This window comes from Pseudomonas paracarnis (genome assembly GCF_904063055.1).
Lineage (GTDB): Bacteria > Pseudomonadota > Gammaproteobacteria > Pseudomonadales > Pseudomonadaceae > Aquipseudomonas > Aquipseudomonas paracarnis.
Genome location: NZ_CAJFCN010000011.1, coordinates 123,638 through 140,712, shown reverse-complemented (window position 1 = coordinate 140,712; position 17,075 = coordinate 123,638). Strand labels below are relative to the sequence as shown.

Here is a 17,075-nt window from a genome sequence, read left to right as displayed (position 1 = left end):
CGCTGCATGAGAGCCTGACAATGGATGTTCGCCAATTCGCCTTCCTGGCCCGCCAACCTTCTGCCGCCCTGAAGCGCCGGGACGCGTTCTTCGGCCTGCCCAAGCGCGGGCTGGCGTTGATCCTTGCCAACGCACTGTTCTGGCAGCCGCTGCTGGCCCAGGCCGAGGGCATCGTGGTCAGTGCGCCGGGCACCACCGTGGGCGCGGCGGGCAATGGCGTGCCGGTGGTAAACATCGCCACCCCCAATGGCGCGGGCCTGTCCCATAACCAGTTCAAGGACTACAACGTCGGCCCCAACGGCGTGATCCTCAACAATGGCAACGGCGCCATGGTCAACACCCAACTGGGCGGGATCATTGTCGGCAACCCCAATCTCAAGGGCGGCGCGGCGAACGTCATCCTCAACGAAGTCAACGGCGGCAGCCCCAGCCAGTTGCGCGGCTACACCGAAGTGGCGGGGCAGTCGGCCAAGGTCATTGTCGCCAACCCGTACGGCGTGACGTGCAGCGGTTGCGGCTTTATCAACACCCCCAACGTCACCCTCACCACCGGCAAACCGGTGCTCGACGCCAGCGGCCAATTGCAGCGCTATGAAGTGGATGGCGGCGCCGTGACCATCGACGGCCAGGGCTTGAACGCCAGCAATGTCGAACGCTTCGATATCATCACCCGCTCGGCCAAGATCAACGCACAAATCAACGCCCGCGAACTCAACGTGATCGCCGGGCGCAACGACGTCGATGCGCAAAGCCTGAAAACCACCGCCCGCGCCGATGACGGCAGCACCAAGCCCGAGCTGGCAATTGACTCCTCGGCCCTGGGTGGCATGTATGCCGGCGCGATCAAACTGGTGGGCACCGAGGCCGGTGTGGGCGTGAAGCTCGACGGCACCCTGGCCGCCAGTGGTGGCGATATTCAGCTCGACGCCAACGGGCGCCTGAGCATGGCGCAAACGGTGGCCACCGGTAACGTCAAAGTCACCGCGCAAAACGTCGACCTCACCGACAAGGTCTACGCCAACGGCAACGTGCAGGTCACCAGCGCCCAGGCGCTGGTCAACCGCAAGAGCATCGCCGCCGGCCAGCGCATCGAGATCAACGCGGCCAGCGTGAACAACCCCGGCATCATCGAAGCCGGCGTCGCCGCTGATAACAGCCGCAACACCACCGGCGATCTGGTGGTGAACGCGCAAACCGTCACCACCAGCGGCAACCTGTTGGCCAGCCGCGCACTGGCGATCACTGCCGCGCAAGCGCTGACCAACCAGGGCGCGATCATCCAGGCCAAGAGCGTCGAGGTCAGCAGCGCCAAGCTCACCAACCAGGGCGCCACTGCGCGCCTGTTCGGTGAGCAGAGCCTGGCGATCAACTCACCGGCCATCGTCAACCTTGGCGGCCTGATCCGCTTCGGCGAAGGCCAGGCCGCCACGCTCAACAGCGCGTCCCTGGACAACCGCCAGGGCCGTATCGAAATGGCCGGTGGCAGCCTGGTGCTCACCAGTGCCGACCTGAACAACAGCGGCGGCCAAGTCATCGCCAACGACCTGACCGTCAACGCCGGCAACCTGAACAACCAGAACGGCGTGTTGGTGGCCAAAACCGCGACCGTCACTGCCAGCAACCTCGACAACAGCCTCAAGGGCTTGATCCAGGCCGACGGTGGCGCGCTCAACCTCGCCGTTTCCAACACCTTCAACAACAACCAGGGTTTCGCCCAGGCCAGCACCGATCTTAGCGTCACTGCCGGCACCCTCAGCAGCAACGCAGGCGGCGTACTCAGCGCCGACACCGGCAAGCTCACCCTCACCGCCGCGCAACAGCTCAACAACGCCGAGGGCCGCTTGCAGGCCGGGCAGGGCGATATCGAACTGCACGCCGCCAACCTGGATAACCAGAGCGGCACAATCGTCGGCAAGCAACTGCTGCTCGACGTGGCTGGCGGCGACATCGACAACCGCGCCGGGCGCGTGTTGGGTGACCACCTCGACGTGCGCGCCTCGGGCCTCGACAATCGCAACGCCGGCCTGCTCGCCGGTGGCGCCCAGGGCGTAAGCCTACTGCTCAAAGGCCCGGGCCAGTTGCTCAACGCTCAGGGCCGTATCCAGAGCGAGGGCCTGCTGCAATTGCAAGGCGAGCGCTTCGACAACAGCGCTGGCATCCTGCTGGGGCAGACCGTCGACGTCACCGCGCAGACCTTCAACAACAGCAACAAAGGCGTGCTGGTCAGCGATGGCGGTGATGTGGTGCTCAAGGTCAGCGACCTGCTCACCAACGTCGGCGGCCAGATCGACGCGGGCGAGCGCAGCGTGCTGGTCAAGCAACTCACCACCCTCAATAACGACGGCGGCACCCTGCGCGGCAAGCGCCTGGACATCGCCGCGCAGCACCTGAACAACGACAACGGCCAACTGCTGGCCGGCGCCGAAGGCCTGAGCTCCAGCGGCCAGGATGTGAGCAACCGCAAGGGCCTGATTCTCAGCGGCGGCGCCCTCACCGAACTGAACATCACCCGCCTGGATAACCAGGGCGGCACCGTGCAGGGCGACAGCCTGAGCGTCACCGCCAACAGCGTCGACAACGCCAGCGGCGGCCTGATGGCCAGCCTGGTCGGCAACCTGCAACTGACCGTAGAGGCCCTGGCCAACCGTGGCGGCAAGCTGTTCGGCAAAGAACAAGTGACCGTCAGCGGCGCCAGCCTCGACAACAGCGCGGGCGGCCAGGTCAGCGGCAATCAGATCAACCTGACCTCACGCAACACGCTCACCAACCAGGGCGGCCTGATCGAAGCCAACCAGGGCCTGGCCCTCACCGGCGGCAACCTGGATAACAGCGTCAGCGGGCAACTGCGTGCATTGGGCGGCGCCAGCAGCAAACTCAACCTCAGCGGCGCGCTGAACAACCAGAACGGCACCCTCGAATTCGGCAGCCAGGCCTTCAGCCTTGACGCCGCCAGCCTCAACAACCAGAACGGCATGTTGCAACACGCCGGCACCGGCCTGTTCCACCTCAACACCGCCAGCCTCGCAGGCAGCCAGGGCAATATCCAGGGCATGGGCAGCGCCGACTGGGCATTCGGTAAAGTCGACGGCCTGGGCCGTGTGCAACTCAACGACGTGCTCACCTACAAGAGCGACCAAGGGCTGGCCCTCAAGGCCGGTGACCGCTTGGCCAGCGCCAAGGGCTTGATCCTCAACGTGGCCAGCCTGGATAACGGCGGCGAACTGCTCAGCGACGGCGACATCAGCATCACCACCGGCGATATCACCAACAGCGGCCGCGTCTCGGCCCTGCAAACACTCACCGTCGCCGCCAACAACCTCAGCCAGAACGGCGGCCGCCTGGCGGCCACCAATGCGCGCCTGACCCTGGGCGGCACCCTGGACAACCTCGGTTTCCTCACCGCCCGCCAGCAACTGGACATCGCCGCCGCGCAAATCAACAACCGTGGCACCCTCGGTGCCCAGGGTGCAGTGAACCTCACCGCAGTCAACGGCATCACCAATGCCGCCAACACGCTGCTGTTCAGCGGCGGCGACATGACCTTGCGCAGCAATGGCTTCAGCAACAGCTATGGCGATGTCTACAGCAAAGGCAACCTGAGCTTCGCCGCCCGCGATGGCGGGCGTGCCGTGCTGTTCAGCAACCGCTCCGGCACCGTGGAAAGCGAAGGCTCGATCGGCATCAATGCAGGCTTTATCGAAAACGCCAAAGATGAATTCGAACTCGGGCAAACGCTGACCACCGGCAGCTTGAGTTGGATCTGTGGCCAGCACTGCGGCGAGAGCGACAACTGGGAACGTGGCGAGATCACCATCTACGAAACGTACCTTGAGGCGGCGACCAAGGACTCGTTAGCGGCGCGCCTGGTGGCGGGCAAAAACATGCTGCTGCAAGGCGACACTGTGCAGAACCGCTACAGCCTGATGGCCGCCAATGGCGACTTGAGCATCACCGCCGGTGACCTGCTCAACCAGGGCGCTGCCACGCGCACGGGCCAGCGCAAGCTTGTCATCGGCACGCCAGGTCACGTCTCCGACGATTTGTTTGAACGCATGCAATATGTCGACGTGCCCGCGTTCAATGCGGCCACGGCGGCCGGGAATTTCGATAAGGCGCGCTTCGAAGAACTCAAAAGCCGCTCACCCAATAGCCTACCGTTCGCCTACGCAAGTGACGTCACCACCTGGACCAACAACAGCGGCCCCGGCTACGACGCCACCCTGCAAGCGGGCGGCACGGTCAACCTCAACGTCGCCCGCACCCTGCAAAACGGCACGCTGCACAACAACACCCTGGCCCAGTTGACCGGCACCCTCGGCGACGATCAGACCGGCATCCCCGTCGGCGGCATCAACATCAACCTGAGCAAACACGCCAACGACCCGAGCGCCCAGGCGCCTGGCAGCGTATTGCCCGTGGTAGGCGTTGCCCCTGGTGGCGGCTTCGTGCCTGTGGACTACACCGGCACCGCGTTTGCCCCGGTCGATCCCACCACCTCGCCCACCTTCCAACTGCCCAAGGGCGAGTACGGTCTGTTCGTCAAAAACGCCGACCCTACCAGCCACTACCTGATCGAGACCAACCCCGAATTCACCTCGGTGTCGGGCTTCTTCAGCTCCGACTACATGCTCGGCAAACTCGGTTTCACCGCCGACAACGCCTGGCGCCGCCTCGGTGACGGCCAGTACGAAACCCGCTTGATCCGCGACGCCGTCCTCGCGCAAACCGGCCAACGCTTCCTCGCCGGCGGCCTGTACAGCGACGCCGACCAGTTCCGCTACCTGATGGACAACGGCCTCGCCAGCAAAGACGCCCTGCGCCTGAGCCTGGGCGTGGCCCTCACCGACCAGCAAGTCGGCGCCCTGACCCACGACATCGTGTGGATGGAAAACCGCGTCATCGACGGCCAGACCGTCCTCGTACCGGTGCTGTACCTGGCCCAGGCCGACTCGCGCAACGTGCACGGCAACAGCCTCATCCAAGGCCGCGACCTCAACCTGGTCACCGGCGGCGACCTGATCAACGTCGGCACACTGCGCGCCAGCAACAACCTCTCCGCCATCAGCAGCGGCAGCATCTACACCGGTGGCCTGGTCGAAGCCGGCAACAACCTCAACCTGCTGGCCCAGGACAGCATCCGCAACGCCATGGCCGGCGAAATCCGCGGCAAGCAAGTCAGCCTCACGGCGCTCAAAGGCGACATCACCAACGAAACCACCGCCATCCAGGTGCGTGACGGCGCCGGTATGCGCACCCTCACCGACACCAGCGCCGGCACCATCGTCGCCCGCGAAAATCTCGCCATCGACGCCGGGCGCGACCTCACCAACCGAGGCGCTCTCACCGCTGGCAACGACGCCAACCTCACCGCCGGCCGCGACCTCAACCTCATCGCCGCCAGCGACACCCGCGTCAAACACGAGACCCGCGACGGCGGCGAGAAATCCAGCATCACCACCGACGTCAAAAACCTCGCCGCCAGCGTCACGGCGGGCGGCAACCTCAACATGCAGGCCGGGCAAGACGTCAACATCATCGGCAGCACTGCCACCGCCGGCAAAGACCTCACCATCGCCGCCGGCCGCGACCTTAACGTCGCCTCGGTCAGCGACATGCACAACGTCGAGGGCAAGGAAAAGGACGGCAAAAAACGCATCAAGACCTCGGACGACCAGGCCACCCAAGTGGCGAGCGTACTGACGGCGGGTGGGGATTTTGTCAGCCAGGCGGGGCGTGACACCACGATCGTGGCGAGCAGGATCAGTGCGGGGAATGAGGCTTATCTGTATAGCGGGGATAAGTTGAGTTTGTTGGCTGCGCAGAACAGCACCTACAGCCTTTACGACATGAAGGAGAAGGGGGGCTGGGGCGCGAAGAAGACCAAGCGTGATGAGGTGACCCACGTTACAAATGTGGGGACTGAGATCAAGACTGGTGGTGATCTGTCGCTGGTCAGTGGCGGTGATCAGTTGTATCAGCGGGCCAAGCTTGAGAGCGGTAAGGACCTGGCCATCACCAGTGGCGGCGCGGTGACCTTCGAGGCGGTCAAAGACCTGCACCAGGAGAGCCACGAGAAGAGCAAGAGTGACCTGGCGTGGACCAGCGCGAAGGGCAAGGGGAATACCGACGAGACGTTGCGCCAAAGTGAGTTGAAGGCACAGGGTGAGTTGGCGATCAAGGCGGTTAACGGGCTGAAGATCGACATTAAACAGATTGATCAGAACACGGTTAGCCAGACGATTGATGTGATGGTCAAAGCAGACCCACAGTTGGCTTGGTTGAAAGAAGCCGAGAAGCGTGGGGATGTGGATTGGCGGCATGTGAAGGAGTTGCACGACTCCTTTAAATACAGCCACTCCAGCCTCGGCCAAGGCGCAATGCTGGCAATTATCATCGTTGTCACCGTGTTGACGGCGGGAGCGGCCAGTGCGCTAGCTGCTTCGGCAGGTAGCGCTGTAGGGGCCGGCTCCACTATGGCTGCCGCGACAGCCGCTACCGCTGCGACGTCGACCACCGCAGCAGTCGCAGGAACTGCAGCAGGGTTGGGCAACGTCATCGCGACTGCCTCGTTGACCTCGCTTGCCAGTACCGGCGTCGTCAGCACCATAAACAATAAAGGCAACTTGGGGGCCGCATTCAAGGAAACCTTCAGCAGCGACAGCTTGAAGCAGTCACTGATCGCGGGCGCTTCTGCGGGCTTTGTGAATTACGCCAGTGGCAATTGGTTTGGCGCGCAGAGCGACCCTGTAACTAACAAGGTAAGTGGACCAAGCGTCGTACCCCATTGGAATGACCCCGCAGCGATTGGCCGTTTTGGAACGATCCAATTGGCTGGCGGTGCCGTGCGCGGAACGCTCTCTGAAGCTCTTGGACAAGGCAGCTTCAAGGATGCAATGAAGGGCAGCCTTTTCGATGTAATGCAGGCGACCGCGTTCACCGGCGTTGGTGATTTTGGTAATGCCTTCAAACTTCAAGACAGCGACCTGAGCAAAACTGCACTGCATGCTGTTGTAGGTGGTTTGCTTTCAGAAGCAATGGGCGGCGACTTTAAAACGGGAGCGATGGCTGCGGGTGCTAACGAAGCCCTTATTGTGGCGTTGGATAAGTCGCCTTTGCTCAGTGGCAATGATCCAGCGGGACACGATCGTCTGGTCAATGCGGCTTCGAAACTGGTGGGATTGCTCGCTGCCGCGAGTGTTGATGGCGATGTCGCCATGGGCTCGGAAATCGCTGGGAATGCACAGTCATACAACCGCAAGTTGCACGTTCAAGAAGAGAAACGACTGGCCCAAGAGGCCAAGAGTTTAGATGCCACCAAAGGTCAAAGCCGATCTGGTTTTGAGTGGGATGCGCTCCTAACGTTTGTTGCCGGAGGCGAGGTCGATCAGAAAACCAACAATGAGCTTCAAGGGATTCTGGCCGGTTACGGTCCTTCTAACCCTGAAGGGCAAGCATTAGGTGACGACCTGACTGTTGCGCGGGGAGTTATCACCAAGCTGCAAAACGAGAAAGTCCTGCTGACCTGGGGAGATGGCAGCCCCATTGTTGCCAACGGGGATCAGGTCGTTGCGTTCAAGTCCACAGAAAAGCAGTACAAGGATTCGCTGCTGTTCAATCCTTCAAGTAACACAACCTACAACAACGAACCTGGTGGCATGGGTGTTGTGCCTGATGCGTGGTCCGAGCAATACGGAGAGCGTACGGCTATCACGAAACTCCCTGAGATCGCCGCGCTCAGTTCTGACGCCGCCTCCCAAGCAGAGCAAATAGACCGGCTACGTGTTTTGGCAAGTGGTGGCATTAATTCAGATATTGATCTCAAGCTGCTTGCTGAGCTTATGCCCATAGGTGGAGTAGGCAAGGGAGCATTGTTAAGCGCAATCAAAGAGTTGGCCGCGCGCGACGCATTAGCGGTTAAAGGTACGGAGGCTATCGCTGGCAAGGCTGCAGAAACTGTTGCCGGAAAGGGCATTGAGTCAGCCGCTGGTAAAGGCTTGGATGCGGCGGCGGGTAAGGGGACTGAACAGTTTGCCAACCAAGCACAGGCCAAATTAGCAGGCTATAGCCCATGCTGTTTTGCAGCCGGGACTATGGTCGCCACCCCTGATGGTGAACGAGCCATTGACGCGCTCAGGGTGGGCGACGTCGTCTGGACTAAACCTGAAGAAGGCGGTGAGCCGTTCGCGTCGAAGGTCTCAGCAACCCACATTCGCACGGATCAACCGATCTATCAGCTGACGCTTGTGAAGAACGGCAGTGCCGGTCAAGGTATCACTGAGACTCTGCAAGTGACGCCGGGTCATCCGTTCTACGTGCCTAAGCGCAAAGGCTTTGTGCCACTTATAGAGCTCAAGCCGGGTGATCAACTGCAGTCGTTGGGGGATGGGGCGACTCAAGAGGCTTCGATCTCCGTTGTATCAATAAAGCTGCTGCAGTCGCAGGGTAAAACGTACAACCTGACGGTGGATATTGGACATACGTTCTATGTTGGCAAGCTAAGTACCTGGGTACATAACATTGGGCCTTGTTATACCTGTAATGCGGGAAGCTGTTCGATTCATGAGGTGCCTTCTGCCGGATCGCCTGTAAGCGAAAGCCACACTGACCGGACGTTTCAAGAGCTTGTGCCTGACGGCAAAGTGCCTAGCGTTCGTAACGGCGCTTTCACACGTTGGTTTGACGACCTGTCGCCAGCAGAGCTAGACGTGCTTTGGGAAAACAGGGCTACCCGAGAGGCAATTGAGGCGAGAATTCGTCAGCCAGGAGGTTTGCATGAGTGGTGTATGGTTTGTCGCGCTCCTGAATTCAAACAATGGGGGGTGCCGATGAGTGAAATTCAGCGTTTCAGAACAAAAACATCCGAATTGACATGGGTCAACCCTATTGATGGGGTACCAGGCGGTCACGGTGGGAATGCTTCAGGTGCTTTCCATAATGAGCTAAAAGCTGTTATTGATAACAGTAAGTCCCTAAACGAATTTAATAAGGGCGTAACGGCATTGCGCGATCGATGGAAAATCGATCCTTCTCTTTTGCCGGAGTTACCAAGAGGAAGAAATTAATGCCTACCCTTTTAAATGACTGGTGCGCTTTTTGTGAGGGAAGAACTTATTTTGATAAGTCGCATTTTTTAGCTCTGTTCAAAGTACATTCTTCTCTAACTGAAATTACTGAAGCGTTAAGCTATTTTCCTCAAGCTGACAGTTTGGTATCGCGCGTGAATGAGGTGATCCAAGCTGGTACGCTTGAAGATAAGTTATATCTATGCCCGACGATTGAATCTAGCGACTTTGAATTGATGCAAAAGGCAAAACTCTGGTTGCAAGCTCAGGCAAGTTTCTGTAAGTCTCTTGGAGACGACGAGTTATACGGGATATGCCAACGTGCAAAACTGTTGTATGGAAGTAAAGATCAATTTAACGATTATGATAAATTAGACGTTCCCAGCAACTGGATACTTGAACTGGTGGGGGATCAGGTCAGGGATTGCAGGTTGCTAAAAACAGAGCAAGAGTACGCACTGTTTGAGGCCCTTTACGGAGTTGCCGCTGATTATTATTTGGCTTGGTATATGGGGCAGCCTTTAATAAATCTGGATTTTGACTTTCGTTCATATTTCGAATTTTGGCGCTTAGGCGGTATTGGGTATCTCAGTGAAGATAAGTTCTTTGTTTGTCGAAAATAAAAGAGTGGGGGAAATGTATTTAGATCTGTTATGGCAGTACAAGACCTATTAGATAATATCTATCCCCCCTAAAAAAGGGGAGATTCGAGGGCGGAAAGTGATTACAGAAAGAACTGATCGTTACAGTGATGAACTTTTAGGGTTTGTAATCACCTGTCTGTTCTGCGAGGCTATTGATAGATTGGAGTTACAATCGTGGTGCGCAGGATTTTTAGGGGAGGAGGGAGCTCCAGATTTTTTATATGATTTGATTGAATTTGATGAGCCTATTTTCAAGATCTACAAAGTAATTGGCTATGTTCCAAATTGGAGTCGCTCTAAAAACGAGGAATATGCTTTATATGGAATAGCACTGCTCCGTGGCACGGTACCCTACGATATGCCGCTTTCGGCTACCGAAATGTTGGACGAGCTAGCCCGGTTGCCAGCGATACAGCATATGTTTCGTAAAGTATTTCCAAGTGTTGTATTTTAAAAGGTAGGATAGATTTTTTTGGGGTAGAGATGAGGGTGTGTTAGCAATAATGTGGAAATGAAAAAAGGGGACTAAAAAATGGGACAAATTTATTTAAATTAAAGTTGAAAAGCCTATTAAATAAATCTGTCCCATTTTGTTGGAACATTACCGCCGAATAAAGCTGGCTTAACTAAGCCAATGTCTGAGGTGAAGGTGGATCCGGTGGATTGGGGGGATAAATGATTAATATTAATTTTGAGACGGGCGAGATATTAACTCTACCTTTAAATGGTTTTGTTGGTGCAAGTTTGAAAGGGTTGCAGTTGCATCGCGCTATATTTGATGAGCTTAATATTGGAAGTGCCGACTTTTCTGGTTCGAATCTGAGAAGTGCCTCATTTGTTAACGCGTTTATAGATCGAGCTATATTTGATCGAGCAGCTCTGATGAATTCAAATTTTATGAATTCAGTTATGAGTAATACTTCTTTCGCAGGCGCAATGGCAGCATTTGCTGATTTTGCCGGTGCAAATCTTTCATGTGCAAGTTTTGATGGTGCTGATATTGGTGGTGCTAGCTTTATTAGATCAAATTTATGTGGCGCTGATCTTTGTGCAAATAGAATCGAAGAGGCGTTTTTTTTGGGCGCTACGTATAATGACGCTACTGTCTGGCCAAGTGGGTTTCGACCAGAAAGTTATGGTGCGATTAAAGTGCTTAAACGAGAGTAGAAAAGGGGGGCGTTATTTATGTTAGAGTTGAAAAGCATATTAAATAAATCTGTCCCCTTTTTCTATCGTGGTTGTATTTGATGTCGATGCTAAACTCCATAGTGAAATTATGGCTAACGCAGTTCCTCAACGTCCGATTCCAGGAGTCAACCGAGACCCGTCAGCGCCTAAAATTGTAGATCCGACCAAGCCTGGGACAGCCCTGGAACTTCCTAAGGTGTGGGAATCGTTGCTTGAAAAGCACTCAAGCAACGCCCGCATTTACGCTCATGAAGAATTTTTAAAGGAGTTCGGGAATTGAATTTAAATAAAGAAGTGCTTGATGGTTTATGGTCTGGTGAGAAAAGTATCTGTTTTTTTGTAAGTGGTGCTAAGTGTTATTGGGTTTTGGATTATAAGTATAACTTTTCATTGGATGCGGAAAAAGACTATCGCGCATATTTGGATAAAGGGCATATAACCCAGGCGCAGTATGAAGAAGCGTGTAGGGTGTTCCGTGGTGGAATTTTAAAGCTAACAGCCGATAATTTTTCGCAGTATCTAAATAGTGTTAGTGAAGGTGTGTTGACGGGTGAAGACCTTTCAAAAATTTTTGAGCTGGATGACGACTGTAGTTTACCCCGGTTGTTGAAAGAGGTTGAGGGCTACTTTTTGTCAGGCGCGAGTTTGAGTGCGGATATATTCGGTCTTGTTGGCCGTGTAGCGTCTAGGTTGCCCGTATTCTATATTAATTTTGATAGAAGAATATATATGCATATGGATCAAGACCGATTCCACGAGGAACTCTCATATTCTGATTGGACATCCAAGTGTTCAGATTTTAGTTTTTTAATACCAGATGCTGAGAGATATTGGATGAAGAGCGGTGATCTCTGGAAGTTTCGCTATGTTTAGTCGTGGTGTTGAGGCGATTTATTCGTGAATCTGACACAAAAATGGCCTTTCGTCGTGCTATAACTAAGGTGGGCGTCAAGATTTGATGGGCGAAGTTGCGTTTATTTAGGGGGGTAAGCCTTTTGGGTTTAGTTTTCAAGTTCGCCTAACTTTCAAGAGTGTTATGTATGAAAAAAATTTTCGTAGTTTTTTGCACTTTATTTCTGCTGGTTGGCTGCGTAACACAAGACCTGAGCATTGAAAACCGCCATAAAATCACGACTGTCACTATTTTGCCTGCCTCGTTTTCGGAGCAGCAGTTCAAGTACACCAGCATGGATCAAGCCTGGGGGGCCGGCTTAGGTGCCGGTGCCGGGGTGGCTGTGGGAATGGCATCGGATTCGTCCAAAGTCGCTACCAGTGCTATGGCTGGCGTGGGTGTGGCAGCGGGCGCGAAAGTGGCTGATGGTGGAGCTTCAAGTCCACGGCAGGCAATTTTGTTGAACTTGCAGCGTAACGAAATAGATCCAAGGCAGTTGTTCAAACAACTGTTGGAGGCACGGATCAGTGCTGAGCATTTATTCAAAGTTGAACCGGAGGGCGGCCGGGCCGATGCGCATATAGAATTTGTCGTGTCCGAATGGGGCTTTGCCTTGAAAAACTACAGTGCAGAGCTTTATCCCACAGTGGGCATTGTAGCGACCATGAAGCTCGGCGACGCAGTAGTTTGGAGGAATTTCGAAACTGTAACAGCGTTCAGTGAGGGAAATGTCCAGGCGTATACACCTCAGGAGTACGCAACAAACCCTGAAGCTCTCCGTAGCGCTTTGCAGAATGCTTTCGAGTTAGTGATAGCTAAACTAATGGCTGACTTAAACCAATAGGCGCTATAAGGGATAGAGAGAAAATGGCACAGATTTATTTAAATTTTAGCTGGGAAAGTGTATCAGATAAACCTGTCCTATTTTGTTGTGCTTAATTGCATAGGGCGCGGCGAGTTATGACGGATAAACAAGTATGTGAGCTGACGATTGATGATCTTGGTAGTTATAGCGTTTGGTTCTTTCCGATGGACGACACCGTGGAGGACGAATTAACTATACGCCCCCTCGCCGAACAGGAAACGTGCTCAGACTTTCAGATTATCGTTCGAGCTGATTTTTTTGGTGAAAATGGCTCTGTGTATTGCGGTTATTTGTATTGGGACTCCAATCTTGCAGTTGAATACTTGAGGCCTGTTGTATTGTCTGGAACGGGAGAGGCCGTAAGTTTTTGGAACGGTATAGTAACTCCCGCGTGGGAAAGTTCGGAGTTCGCCGATTTGATTAGATCCGAGTTGCCTATTTCTTATACCTCAGAACCGATTTTTGGTCTTCCTTCCATTTGCGGAAAACTGGAGGGACTTTATTATCTTTCTGATGATCAAGTTTGCTGCGTGAAATGACGAAAAAAGTGGACCGGTTTTTTGGTTGGATTGCTCACGCACAAAGCGGGCGACACAAAGGCCGCCCGATTTTCACTCAAGGAAAAGGGGACAGATTTATTTAAGTTAGAGTTGAAAGGTATATTAAATAAATCTGTCCCCTTTCGTTCAGTCCCCTTTTGTTCACAGCAAAATTGGACACATAGGTGGTGAAGCTATGGGGGGGCGGAAAGTGATTATAGAAAAAACTGAGCGTTACAGTGATGAGCTTTTAGGGTTTGTAATTACCTGTCTGTTCTGCGAGGCTATTGATAGATCAGAGTTACAATCGTGGTGCGCAGGATTTTTAGGGGCGGAGGGAGCTCCAGATTTTTTATATGATTTGATTGAGTTTGATGAGCCTATTTTCAAGATCTACAAAGTAATTGGCTATGTTCCAAATTGGAGTCACTCTAAAAACGAGGAATATGCCTTATATGGAATAGCACTGCTCCGTGGCACGGTACCCTACGATATGCCGCTTTCGGCTGCCGAAATGTTGGACGAACTAGCCCGGTTGCCAGCGATACAGCATATGTTTCGTAAAGTATTTCCAAGTGTTGTATTTTAAAAGGTAGGATAGATTTTTTTGAGTTAGAGATGAGGGTGTGTTAGCAATAATGTGGAAATGAAAAAAGGAGACTGAAAAAAAAGGGGAAGAATTTATTTAAGTTAGAGTTGAAAAATACCTATTAAATAAATCTGTCCCCTTTTGTTCGTGCCGCCTGCTCTGCTTGTAAATTATGGAGCACTGTACGATAAGTAGCGCCCAGCAATTGAGTCGGAGAAAAAGCGTGAAAATTAATAAATGGCTTTTAGTAGTATTATTGTCGGCCTTGGCTGGCTGCGCACCTTCCCATTCCAATTGGGAAAATGGAATGAATCTATGGGTAGGTACTCATTTCGATTCCCACCTTTACAAAGACTGCACTCGAGGATGTGGCGACTCATATTGGTCGCCTGTAAATAAAAATAAGACCTTTGATAAGGTTGTTGATGAAAACGGAGGCAGGCGGTATTACATAACTTGGATTAGAGATTGCCGATATTCGGTTTTTGTCGCTGCGGATCGGCTAATAAAGTCATGGAGATACGAAACTTCTAACGTAAAAGGATGTTATGTCTTTTAACTGCTGTTTTAAGGGTAAAGAAAAGAGAGAAAAGGGGGGCGGATTTATTTAAATTAGAGTTTAAAGGTGCATTAAATAAATCAGTCCCCTTTTGTTGAGACGAACGAATTAGTATGGTTTCCAATTTCGGTGATCTGCAGAAAACCGTGAGTTTGATAGGCGCTAAGTTGGGAGCGCCTAAGTCTATGCTGTTGGTTAGAGAGAGCTCCCCCGAAGATGGTACTCCTCACGTGGAGTTTAAAAGTGAGGGTTTTGAATATGTCTCCTCAGAAAGAGGTTATGAGATTTTCAGAAAGCACACGCATTCGCTGGATGAACTTCTCTTTTGGATAATCAGTCGTGTAGCTTTCAATATGGCGGTAGATTACGAGCTCTCCCATCGTGCTGCCGGAAAAGACTCCAGAATAATGATTTTTGAAAAGTACCTCTCGGAACTTAGTAGGATTAATAAGGAATGGGGAAAAAAAGCGTCTGATGAAATCGAGGCGGTACTGCTCGCCGCTCCATTTTCAGATAGTTGAAGTCGATGGGAATGATCAGGAAAGGTTAAGGGTTTGAGAAAAGGTGAGAAAAGGAGACAGATTTATTTAAATTAGAGTTGAAAAGCATATTAAATAAATCTGTCCCCTTTTGTTCGAAATATTTCTGTAAGGGTGGCACGGTAATGACTAAATATAAGCTTGAGTTTCGGCATAGACCTAGTGTTTCAGAGTCTATCGAAGAGAGGCATAAAGATTTTTTGAGAGCTATAGGCGATTTGGGCGTTCCGTGGAGTTTGAACGATGCCTTTGAAGTTCCCCCTATTGGAAGCGAGTTGGTGACCTCGGTGTCATTGGATAAGCTACTTCCAGTCGGCGTTAAAGGTCGAATTTCATATGCTCTGCGAGATCAGAAGTATCTCCAAGATGATGCGCAGTTTGATGATACGCTATTTATTGAATTTACAGACTCCAAAGTCGACTATTCGTATTTGTTGAAGGTTGTTTTTCCTGTTTATATAAAGGCGTTTGGCTCCTATCGCTCAGCTTTACATGATTGGAGTGTTACGAGGAGCGATTGGCCTTTAGTGTTGGAAGCTTGTGATGCTACAAAAAAAGACGTTAACGGTAGGGATGGCGTTTTTCGTATAAATGCAGCGAATTATTTCGATAAGGAGTTGTGTTTTCGCGCCTTTGAAAAAGGGCCTCGTGAACTTGTTGATTTGTTGAATGGTTATGTAGAAGAAGTGTGTGAGTTTGAAGAGGGGGTTTTGATTGTAATTAGTTATACTCCGCTTTCTGCCGACAAACTACTCAGTGCGGGTGATCGAATAAAGAGCTTAGTGGTTTGATTTTTTGTCTAGTCAAATTGGTTGGTGTATTGCAGTTTTGATTGCAAACGAAAAGGGGGCAGATTTATTTAAATTAGAGTTTAAAGGCGCACTAAATAAATCTGTCCCCTTTTTCACCTTTTTCATTTACGCAATACCTACTGGGGTAGGAGTTTGGATACAGTCCTGGTTGAAAAATCGTAAAGAGCGTGAGTCTAACGATAAAGACAGGGGCCAAGGGAATTGAGCACAAAGCGGGCGACACAAAGGCCGCCCGGTTTTCACTCAGGACGGATCGGCATTAAGCCTGCGACTGATGACATCCAGCAAATCACACCCATCGCGCAGCGGAATGGCCAGCAAGTGGGCGAAGTCTGAAAGCACTACGGCATCGCTGCTGAGTTGTTCGCGGAAGGCCAGGTTTTCCAGCAGTTGGGTGACGGCCCGAATGCGGTGCACGGCGGCGTCGTGAAGGACGTCGAGAGGTGCCTGGGTGTCGATGATCAGGGCTGGGACGGTGCAGTCGTGGCCGGTTAGGGGCATGTATCTATTCATACTTAACACTCTGTTTTTGGTGGTTGAAGCCACCACTCAATCGTCGCCAAACGAATGGGTGGCAGCTGTACGCAGGTTGGCGAACCGGCAACAGAGTAAACCGGCAGACCCGAAGGTCTCCCGCGCACAGCCGCCATAACGAGCACAGCTTTGCGGGTGCAAAAACACCTGCATGAAGCGGATTGCTTTTGCACTCTGTTGTCAGGTCGCCAAACCTGATCGCCGTATGGGCGACGGCCGGACTATAAGCCCCTCACCCAAAACCGCGCAAGGCATCACAGCAATGGCACAATGCTTCGGGCCATGCCATAAAAATGAGATCCCGCCATCATCGGCACTCTCAAAACCGCTCCACCGTTACCCACAAGGAAGAAATACATGATCAAGTTGTTCTGCAAAGCCGCTGTCGTTCTGTCCCTTGCCACGCTGTTTGGCTGTTCCTCGACGCCGTCGGTGGAGAAGATGCAGGCTGACGTGGCGAACTATTCGCTGCCCAAGGCTGCCGTGGCCGATAAAGGTTTGGTGTACGTCGTGCGCCCTAGCAATGTCGGGATGATGGTGCGGTTCAATGTGTTCCTGGATGACAAGGAAGCCGACTCGGAGATGGGTTACAACCGTGGTAACCAGTACATCTATTTTTTCGTGACGCCGGGCAAACACGTGATCAGCTCCAAGGCTGAAAACTGGGCGGACATGCCGATTGATGTCAAAGCGGGTGAGGTGGTTTACCTCAAGCAGGAAGTCGAAATGGGCTTCGCCGTGGCGCGTAACAGCCTCAAAGCGCTGAGCGAAGTCGAAGGCCGTTACCTGGTCAAGGATGCGTCCTTGGGCACCATTGCCAAAGAAAGCAAATGAGTTGAGCCAGTGTGTCGG

Annotated in this window: 12 protein-coding genes; 11 read left to right on the top strand and 1 reads right to left on the bottom strand. The window is 53.2% G+C overall.

What is annotated here, in order from left to right:
* Positions 1–20: 20 nt before the first annotated feature.
* The 10 genes from JMV15_RS21770 to JMV15_RS21725 all read left to right on the top strand — a co-directional run bounded on the left by JMV15_RS21770 (position 21) and on the right by JMV15_RS21725 (position 15,668).
* Entirely contained in the window at positions 21–9,062 is a 9,042-nt protein-coding gene (locus JMV15_RS21770; protein ID WP_038448412.1) for a two-partner secretion domain-containing protein, read from the top strand.
* Positions 9,062–9,685 carry a hypothetical protein gene (locus JMV15_RS21765; protein ID WP_014716394.1) on the top strand — a complete coding sequence of 208 codons (624 nt, stop codon included), beginning with the start codon at positions 9,062–9,064 and terminating at the stop codon, positions 9,683–9,685. The genes JMV15_RS21770 and JMV15_RS21765 overlap by 1 nt, the downstream gene beginning before the upstream one ends.
* A 97-nt stretch (positions 9,686–9,782) precedes the next feature.
* Positions 9,783–10,160, top strand: coding sequence for a hypothetical protein (locus JMV15_RS21760; protein ID WP_014716395.1), 378 nt, complete (start codon positions 9,783–9,785; stop codon positions 10,158–10,160).
* Positions 10,161–10,381: 221 nt separating this feature from the next.
* On the top strand, positions 10,382–10,873 hold the full coding sequence (locus tag JMV15_RS21755) for a pentapeptide repeat-containing protein (protein ID WP_019819564.1): 492 nt from the start codon (positions 10,382–10,384) through the stop codon (positions 10,871–10,873).
* A gap of 297 nt (positions 10,874–11,170) precedes the next feature.
* Positions 11,171–11,767 (top strand): hypothetical protein, encoded by a 597-nt coding sequence (locus tag JMV15_RS21750; RefSeq protein WP_019819566.1) that lies wholly within the window; start codon positions 11,171–11,173, stop codon positions 11,765–11,767.
* A gap of 167 nt (positions 11,768–11,934) precedes the next feature.
* On the top strand, positions 11,935–12,630 hold the full coding sequence (locus JMV15_RS21745; RefSeq protein ID WP_019819568.1) for a hypothetical protein: 696 nt from the start codon (positions 11,935–11,937) through the stop codon (positions 12,628–12,630).
* A 116-nt stretch (positions 12,631–12,746) separates the two neighbouring features.
* Positions 12,747–13,190, top strand: a complete 444-nt coding sequence (locus tag JMV15_RS21740) for a hypothetical protein (RefSeq protein ID WP_072435749.1) — start codon at positions 12,747–12,749, stop codon at positions 13,188–13,190.
* A gap of 211 nt (positions 13,191–13,401) precedes the next feature.
* Positions 13,402–13,779 (top strand): hypothetical protein, encoded by a 378-nt coding sequence (locus JMV15_RS21735; protein ID WP_081088332.1) that lies wholly within the window; start codon positions 13,402–13,404, stop codon positions 13,777–13,779.
* 672 nt (positions 13,780–14,451) lie between these two features.
* Positions 14,452–14,859, top strand: coding sequence for an Imm63 family immunity protein (locus tag JMV15_RS21730; protein WP_201491915.1), 408 nt, complete (start codon positions 14,452–14,454; stop codon positions 14,857–14,859).
* A gap of 143 nt (positions 14,860–15,002) precedes the next feature.
* Positions 15,003–15,668, top strand: a complete 666-nt coding sequence (locus JMV15_RS21725) for a hypothetical protein (RefSeq protein ID WP_201491914.1) — start codon at positions 15,003–15,005, stop codon at positions 15,666–15,668.
* A 264-nt stretch (positions 15,669–15,932) separates the two neighbouring features.
* Here the strand turns inward: JMV15_RS21725 and JMV15_RS21720 are convergent, their stop codons facing one another.
* Complete coding sequence (locus JMV15_RS21720; RefSeq protein ID WP_005783616.1) at positions 15,933–16,190, bottom strand: hypothetical protein; 258 nt, start codon at positions 16,188–16,190, stop codon at positions 15,933–15,935.
* 474 nt (positions 16,191–16,664) lie between these two features.
* Between JMV15_RS21720 and JMV15_RS21715 the strand changes: the two genes are divergently transcribed.
* Positions 16,665–17,057: a DUF2846 domain-containing protein gene (locus JMV15_RS21715; protein ID WP_171905465.1), complete on the top strand. Its 393-nt coding sequence runs from the start codon at positions 16,665–16,667 to the stop codon at positions 17,055–17,057.
* Positions 17,058–17,075 lie beyond the last annotated feature (18 nt).

What these genes read in the sequence shown, in the direction of transcription:
- JMV15_RS21770 (WP_038448412.1), top strand. Translation starts at nt 21, where the DNA reads ATGGATGTTCGCCAATTCGCCTTCCTGGCCCGCCAACCTTCTGCCGCC.
- JMV15_RS21765 (WP_014716394.1), top strand. Translation starts at nt 9,062, where the DNA reads ATGCCTACCCTTTTAAATGACTGGTGCGCTTTTTGTGAGGGAAGAACT.
- JMV15_RS21755 (WP_019819564.1), top strand. Translation starts at nt 10,382, where the DNA reads ATGATTAATATTAATTTTGAGACGGGCGAGATATTAACTCTACCTTTA.
- JMV15_RS21745 (WP_019819568.1), top strand. Translation starts at nt 11,935, where the DNA reads ATGAAAAAAATTTTCGTAGTTTTTTGCACTTTATTTCTGCTGGTTGGC.
- JMV15_RS21740 (WP_072435749.1), top strand. Translation starts at nt 12,747, where the DNA reads ATGACGGATAAACAAGTATGTGAGCTGACGATTGATGATCTTGGTAGT.
- JMV15_RS21730 (WP_201491915.1), top strand. Translation starts at nt 14,452, where the DNA reads ATGGTTTCCAATTTCGGTGATCTGCAGAAAACCGTGAGTTTGATAGGC.
- JMV15_RS21725 (WP_201491914.1), top strand. Translation starts at nt 15,003, where the DNA reads ATGACTAAATATAAGCTTGAGTTTCGGCATAGACCTAGTGTTTCAGAG.
- JMV15_RS21720 (WP_005783616.1), bottom strand. Translation starts at nt 16,190, where the DNA reads ATGCCCCTAACCGGCCACGACTGCACCGTCCCAGCCCTGATCATCGAC.
- JMV15_RS21715 (WP_171905465.1), top strand. Translation starts at nt 16,665, where the DNA reads ATGCAGGCTGACGTGGCGAACTATTCGCTGCCCAAGGCTGCCGTGGCC.